The organism is Mesorhizobium sp. M7A.T.Ca.US.000.02.2.1 (assembly GCF_003996995.1).
In the GTDB taxonomy this organism is placed as follows: domain Bacteria; phylum Pseudomonadota; class Alphaproteobacteria; order Rhizobiales; family Rhizobiaceae; genus Mesorhizobium.
On sequence record NZ_RZTT01000032.1, the window covers coordinates 19,842 to 27,065 of the forward strand.

General features: G+C 61.8%; 5 protein-coding genes and 1 pseudogene. 1 reads left to right on the forward strand and 5 read right to left on the reverse strand.

Annotated elements, in window-relative coordinates; genetic code table 11:
* Positions 1-29: 29 nt before the first annotated feature.
* The 5 genes from serA to glmM all read right to left on the reverse strand — a co-directional run bounded on the left by serA (position 30) and on the right by glmM (position 6,506).
* Entirely contained in the window at positions 30-1,631 is a 1,602-nt protein-coding gene (serA, locus tag EOD15_RS05385) for a phosphoglycerate dehydrogenase (RefSeq protein ID WP_023811867.1), read from the reverse strand.
* 67 nt (positions 1,632-1,698) lie between these two features.
* Positions 1,699-2,874, reverse strand: coding sequence for a phosphoserine transaminase (locus EOD15_RS05390; RefSeq protein WP_127322290.1), 1,176 nt, complete (start codon positions 2,872-2,874; stop codon positions 1,699-1,701).
* A 202-nt stretch (positions 2,875-3,076) separates the two neighbouring features.
* Positions 3,077-3,841, reverse strand: coding sequence for an outer membrane protein (locus EOD15_RS05395; RefSeq protein WP_127267137.1), 765 nt, complete (start codon positions 3,839-3,841; stop codon positions 3,077-3,079).
* 206 nt (positions 3,842-4,047) lie between these two features.
* Positions 4,048-4,884 (reverse strand): outer membrane protein, encoded by an 837-nt coding sequence (locus tag EOD15_RS05400; RefSeq protein ID WP_127322289.1) that lies wholly within the window; start codon positions 4,882-4,884, stop codon positions 4,048-4,050.
* Positions 4,885-5,153: 269 nt separating this feature from the next.
* Entirely contained in the window at positions 5,154-6,506 is a 1,353-nt protein-coding gene (gene glmM / locus EOD15_RS05405) for a phosphoglucosamine mutase (RefSeq protein ID WP_127408333.1), read from the reverse strand.
* 367 nt (positions 6,507-6,873) lie between these two features.
* On the opposite strand from glmM, the pseudogene EOD15_RS05410 reads away from it, so the two are divergent.
* Positions 6,874-7,224: pseudogene (locus EOD15_RS05410) on the forward strand (hypothetical protein); the annotation flags it as partial.

Consider the following 7,224-nt stretch of genomic DNA (forward strand, 5'->3'; position numbering starts at 1 on the left):
CGAGGGGGTCGGCAACCGCCTGTCCTCGATCACATCGCGTTGACGTCGAACTGCAGCCGCTTGGCCGAGTCGATCGACTTATGCGCCTTGACCTTTTCCAGCACGGCCTCCGGGAACGGCGCGTCGAGATAGAGCAGCGCTATGGCATCGCCGCCCGGCCGGTTGCGGCCGAGCTGGAAGTTGGCGATGTTGACGCCGTTCTCGCCGCAGACGGTGCCGAGCAGGCCGATGATGCCAGGCGCGTCCGCATTGGTGGTGTAGAGCATGTGCTGGCCGACCTCGGCATCGAGGTTGATGCCCTTGATCTGGATGAAGCGTGGCTTGCCATCCGAGAAGCATGTGCCGGCGATCGAGCGCGTCATGTGCTCGGTCTTCACCGTAAGCTTGATGTAGCCGTCGAACACGCCCGATTTGTCGCGCTTGACCTCGGCGACGATGATGCCGCGCTCCTTCACCATGATCGGCGCCGACACCATGTTGACGTCGGAGACCTGAGGCCGGATCAGCCCGGCGAGTGCGGCGCTGATCAGCGCGCGCGTATTCATCGTTGCGGTGGAGCCGTCGAACAGGATCTCGACCTCCTTGATCGGATCCTCGGTGACCTGGCCGACGAAGGCGCCGAGCACTTCGGCAAGCTTGACGAAGGGCTTCAGCCGCGGTGCTTCCTCGGCGGTGATCGACGGCATGTTGATGGCGTTGGAGACGGCGCCCTTGATCAGATAGTCGGCCATCTGCTCGGCAACCTGCAGCGCGACATTCTCCTGGGCCTCCGTCGTCGAGGCGCCGAGATGCGGCGTCGCCACCACATTCTCCATGCCGAACAGTTCGTTGTTTTCGGCCGGTTCGACCTCGAAGACGTCGACGCCGGCGCCTGCCACCTTGCCGCTCTTCAGCGCCGCGATCAGGTCGGCCTCGACGATCAGACCGCCGCGTGCGCAATTGATGATGCGCACGCCCTTCTTCATCTTGGCGATCGCCGCGGCATCGATGATGTTGCGCGTCTTGTCGGTCAGCGGCGTGTGCAGGGTGATGAAATCGGCGCGGGCGAACAGTTCGTCGAGTTCGACCTTGTCGACGCCAAGCTCCTCGGCACGGCTGTCCGACAGGAACGGATCGAAGGCGATGACGTGCATCTTGAGGCCAACGCCGCGCGTCGCGACGATCGAACCGATGTTGCCACAGCCGATGACGCCCAGCGTCTTGCCGGTGATCTCGACGCCCATGAATCGGTTCTTTTCCCATTTGCCGGCATGGGTCGAAGCGTTGGCTTCCGGTATCTGGCGGGCAAGCGCGAAGATCATCGCCACCGCATGTTCGGCTGTCGTGATCGAATTGCCGAACGGCGTGTTCATCACGATGATGCCCTTGCGGCTTGCCGCCGGGATATCGACATTGTCGACGCCGATGCCGGCACGGCCGATGACTTTGAGATTGGTAGCGGCGTTGATCAGTTTTTCGGTGACCTTGGTCGCCGAGCGGATGGCGAGGCCATCATACTGGCCGATCACTTCGGCGAGCTTTTCCTTGTCCTTGCCGAGATCGGGCAGATAGTCGACCTCGACGCCACGATCCTTGAATATCTGCACGGCGGTGGGGGAGAGTTTGTCTGAGACGAGAACGCGGGGCGCCATGGCGGCCTCCTTGAAATGGATTTGATCCTGATGGGAATGGGCGGCCCGAAGGCCGCCGCGAATGATCTCAGGCCGCCGCTTTGAGCGACGCCTTCTGCGCGGCGAAGGCCCAGTCGAGCCAGGGCAGCAGCGCCTCGAGATCCGACGTCTCGACCGTCGCGCCGCACCAGATGCGCAGGCCGGGCGGTGCGTCGCGATAGGCACCGATATCGTAGGCGACGCCTTCCTTGTCGAGCACCGACACCAGCCCCTTGGCGAAAGCCGCCTGCCCCTCGGCGTCGAGCGCGGACACGTCCGGGTCGGTGAAGGACAGGCAGACGGACGTGTTCGACCGTGTCGCCGGCTGGACGGCGAGATGACCGAGCCAGGAGGATTTGCCGACAAAGCGATCGAGGACGGCCGCATTGGCATCCGCCCTGGCGATCAGCGCGTCGAGGCCGCCGGTCGACTTCGCCCAGTTGAGCGCATCGAGGTAATCCTCGACGCACAGCATCGAGGGGGTGTTGATGGTCTCGCCCTTGAAGATGCCTTCGATCAGCTTGCCGCCCGAGGTCAGGCGGAAGATTTTCGGCAGCGGCCATGAAGGCTTGTAGGTCTCCAGCCGCTCGACGGCGCGAGGCGACAGGATCAGCATGCCGTGAGCGCCCTCGCCGCCCAGCACCTTCTGCCAGGAGAACGTGACGACATCGAGCTTTTCGAAGTCGAGCCTCTGCGCGAATGCGGCGGAAGTCGCATCGCAGACGGTCAGGCCCTTGCGGTCCGCGGGAATGAAATCGCCGTTCGGCACGCGCACGCCCGACGTGGTGCCGTTCCAGGTGAAGACCACATCGCGGTCGAAATCGATCTTGGTGAGATCAGGCAGTTCGCCGTAGCCGGCTTCGATCTTGCGCACGTCGGCGAGCTTCAACTGCTTGACCACGTCGGTGACCCAGCCGGAGCCAAAGCTCTCCCAGGCGACCATGTCGACGCCGCGCTCGCCAAGCAGCGACCACAGCGCCATCTCGACCGCGCCGGTGTCCGACGCCGGCACGATGCCGATGCGGTAACCCGCCGGGACCTGGAGAATTTCCCGCGTCAGCTCGATCGCCTGTTCGAGCTTGGTCTTGCCGATCTTGGCGCGATGGGAACGGCCGAGCGCGGCAGCCCTCAGCGCCTCGACCGACCAGCCGGGACGTTTTGCACAGGGACCTGAGGAAAAATTGGGATTTGCCGGACGGAGTCCGGGCTTCGTATGCGTCGTCATCGTGGTCTATCCTTCCAGATAGTGGCCCCTCGTTGGGGAGGGGTGGCCCACGGACGGCGATATGCGTTCAGACTTCGGGCGTCAAGAGGAAAGTTTTTGTCGCTGCCGGGATACCGGCGATCCCCGATCAGGATGTCGTAACTTCAAACGCAAACGGCGAACCCCGAAAGATCCGCCGTTCTGATCCACATGCTCGCTGCGCCTACCAGAGATCGTAGCGCAGCCCAAGCTTGACCTGATGATTGCTGATCCCCTTGCGGATTGGATAGGAATCTAGGCTCTCGGCGGCTACATATTCGGCGTCCGGGGCGGAGAAATACTGATAGCCCAGGTCGACGGAAACGTTCTTCGATACCTGATAGGCGAGGCCCGCATTCAGCGTGTAGGCCAGCGAGTACTGGGTCTTGCTGTCACTTACAGCAAAATCGTCCGTGTCGTCGCCATTGTCGGTGAAATAGCTTGCCGACAGGGTGCGCTTGCTGCGGACGATGCCGATACCGGCGCCGAGATAGGGTGTGATGCCGACATAGGTGCCAAGATCGACATAGCCGTTGAGTATGCCCGACAAGGCGTAGTTCTTAAGGGATGCCGACGCCACGGTCGGCTCTGCGGCAGTCGCTGAATCGTCATAGCCGACGCCGATCTCGTTGCCGGGCAGATAGCCGAGATTGAGGTCGGCGCGCAGATAGTCGTTGAAATGGTAGCCGAAGCCGATGCTGGCAAAGATCGGATCTTCCTTGTCGCTGAAGGCTGCGGTTTCGGTGGCAAAATCATGATTGTCGAAGCTCTTCTGCGCCAGATAGGAGACGTCGCCGCGCAGATACCAGCCGGAACCGACCTCGACCGGGACGTAGTCGGGCGCCTGGTCGACATAGATCGGCGGATCGTAGTCGGCCGCGTGCACCGGCGTCAGCGGCAGGAAGGCCAGTGCACCGAGCGCCAGCGCCATACGCGATGTAAGTTTCATGGTCCCTGACTCCCGAATTTGGCAGCCCGCAATCGCAGCGTCAGCCATCGTTTCAAGGAGCATTGTTAACCATAGTGGTTAAGTGCCGGTTAAGGCTAACAGAGCGTTAGCGAATTCATTTCCCCTGTCGATTCCAGGCGGCCCAACGAAAAACCGCCCGGCTGAGGCCGGGCGGTTTGTGAAGAATGCAAGTAATGTCGATGCTGTTACTTGGTGTAGATCGGCTCGGGTTCGGGCTGGTAGGCAACGACCGGCGCGGCGCAACCATTGTTGCCACCGAACTGGTAACGCAGGCCACCGCGCACTTCATGTGTGTTGATGCCACGATCGAAGCCGGGACCGGAGCTGGTGATGTTCCAGTCGAACATGCGGCCGCCCTGGATATGGGAGAAGCGGTAGCCGGCATCGAGAATGATCTTGTCGGTCAGGCAGTACGAAGCGCCGGCCATCAGACCGTAGGCGAAACGCCAGCTTGATCTGCCGGGATTGAACTCGGTGGTGTTCGGGTCGTAGACATCATCCCACTTGACGCGGGCGCCGCCGATGCCGGCGCCAACGTAAGGCGTGATGCCATGGTAGGTGCCGAGATCGACATAGGCGTTGGCAAGCAACAGCAGGGCGCTCATCTTCGATACTTCGGTCGAAGTACCGTTGATGTCCGAGGTGCCGCCGTTGAAGTTCGACTTGAACCAATAGTCGGCCGTCAGGTCGGTCCGGAAGTGGTCGTTGATCTTGTAACCAACGCCGGCACCGAGCGAGAAACCGCCCTTGAGCTTGCCGAAATCGAAACTTCTGGTGCCGGGCGTGACCGTACAGTTACAGGGATCGACGGTGTAGGTCATATAGTCGATGCCGCGCACGGTCGACTTGTGATAATCGATATCGCCGCGGATATACCAGCCGCCGACCTCGACCGGCTGCTCGTAGATGGCCTGAGGCGGAGCCTCTTCAACCATCGGTTCCGGCAGATCGGCCGCGAACAACGGCCCTGCCAACCCTGCGAACAGGAAGGCGAGCAGGGCCTTTCTTGCTGTCTTGAACATGCTTGTCACCCCTGAGAAGCTCGGAACGGCGAACCCGCCCGAAATGCGATTGGCTTTCAGTCGTGGATAATGAATTGCAAAGGTTAAAAGGCGTTTAACCCTGTTGCTTAACCACGAATCTCGAAACTTCCAGGGATCGGCGCGAGATTTACGGACACCGAACAAAGTGGCGGCTGACAAGAAAAAGCCCGCCGAGAGGCGGGCCTTGGAGCGGTTAAAGGAGCACGGCGCCTGGTTGTCCGATCCACGTCCTGCTGGACGCGCTGGGATCAAGCGGCGCTGCGCGTTTCCGAGATGATGTCCACGATGCCATTGACCACGGACTCGACTAATTGCGGGTCGTCGCCTTCGGCCATCACGCGGATCAGCGGCTCTGTCCCTGATGGCCGGATAACCAGCCGTCCGGTCTTGCCGAGGCGGTTGCGGGCGTCTTCGATGGCGGCCTTGACCGGCGCCTCCTCAAGCGGCTTGCCGCCGGAAATGTGGACGTTCTTCAGGAGTTGCGGCACGGGTTCGAATTTCTTCGACAGTTCGCTGACCGGCCGCCCCTGCCGCTTGATGCAGGCGAGCACCTGCAGCGCCGAGACCAGGCCGTCGCCGGTCGTCGAAAAGTCGGACAGCACGATATGACCCGACTGTTCGCCGCCGACATTCAAGCCATGCGCACGCATATGCTCGACGACATAACGGTCGCCGACCTTGGTGCGGTGCAATTGCAGCTTCATGTCGCCGAGGAAGCGCTCGAGGCCGAGATTGGACATCACCGTCGAAACGACGCCGCCGCCCGCAAGCCGCCCGCTCTGGTGCCAGGATTCGGCGATCAGCGCCATGATCTGGTCGCCATCGACGATCGCGCCGTTTTCATCGACGATGACGACACGATCGGCGTCGCCGTCGAGCGCGATGCCGATGTCGGCGCGCACTTCGTGCACCTTCCTTTGCAGGCCGGCCGGATGGGTCGAGCCGCATTCCTTATTGATGTTGAAGCCGTTGGGCTCGACATTGATGGCGACGACTTCGGCGCCCAGTTCCCACAGCGCCTCGGGCGCCACCTTGTAGGCCGCGCCATTGGCGCAATCGACGACGATCCTCAAGCCGGCGAGCGACATCGAGCGCGGCAAGGTGCGCTTGGCGAATTCGATGTAGCGGTCATGCACGCCGTCGACGCGCTTGGCGCGGCCAAGCCCGTCGGAATCGGCGAGCGCCAGTTCGATATCCTTGTCGAGCATGCTTTCGATGCGCTCCTCGATTTCGTCGGAGAGCTTGTAGCCGTCGGGTCCGAACAGCTTGATGCCGTTGTCGTAATAGGGGTTGTGCGAGGCCGAGATCATGACGCCGATATCGGCGCGCAGCGAACGCACCAGCATGGCGACAGCCGGCGTCGGGATCGGGCCGAGCAGGAACACGTCCATGCCGGCGGCACAAAGACCGGCGACCATGGCATTCTCGATCATATAGCCGGAAAGCCTGGTGTCCTTGCCGAGCACGACACGATGTCGATGGCTGCCGCGCTGGAAGGAAAGGCCGGCGGCCATGCCGACCCGCATCGCGATTTCAGCCGTCATCGGAAACTTGTTGGCGCGTCCGCGAATGCCGTCCGTGCCGAAATAATTCCCTGCCATGCTAGTCAGCTTCCTCGACGTTTCTTCCCCGGCACGTCATGCCACAATTGGCCAGGGCGCTATGATCACATTGTGTGATTGTACGTTACCAATCCTTAGAAAACCATTGTTGTGCACTGCACACATGTGGCCGCAACCTGACATGCCCAGACTGCCATGTTGCAATATACAAGTCATGCGAGCCTTTCAGCGCGGACGCACGAGGAAAATCTTGCTCTGAACCAGACAACGGACAACGATTTCATCACCTTATCGGGAGAAGCCGGTTTTCGGCGATATATACGCCACTTAGCATCTGGCGCAACCGCCCGTTGAGCGATATTGATCTGCAGGGACGTATCATGGGCTGCTGCAACGGAGAAACGCTATGCTCATCCACCGACTTGCCACTTTGACCGGCCTAGCCGTCGCGACCTTGTTCCTGGCCTCGCCAGCCAACGCACTGACGATGGCCGAGTGCAGCACGAAATACAACGCCGCCAAGGATGCGGGGACACTCGCCGGCGCGACCTGGAACCAGTTCCGCAAGGCTCAGTGCGGCACCGACGCCGCCGCGACGACCGACGCCAAGCCGGCCGATACCACGAAGGCTGCCGAGACGAAGCCGGCCAAGGCGGCCAAGGCTGCCGCCGCTGCGGACGACAGCACGGCCAAGGGCCTGACGGCGAAGGAATGCAGCACCAAATACCAGGCGGCGAAGGCTGCCGGCACGCTGAAC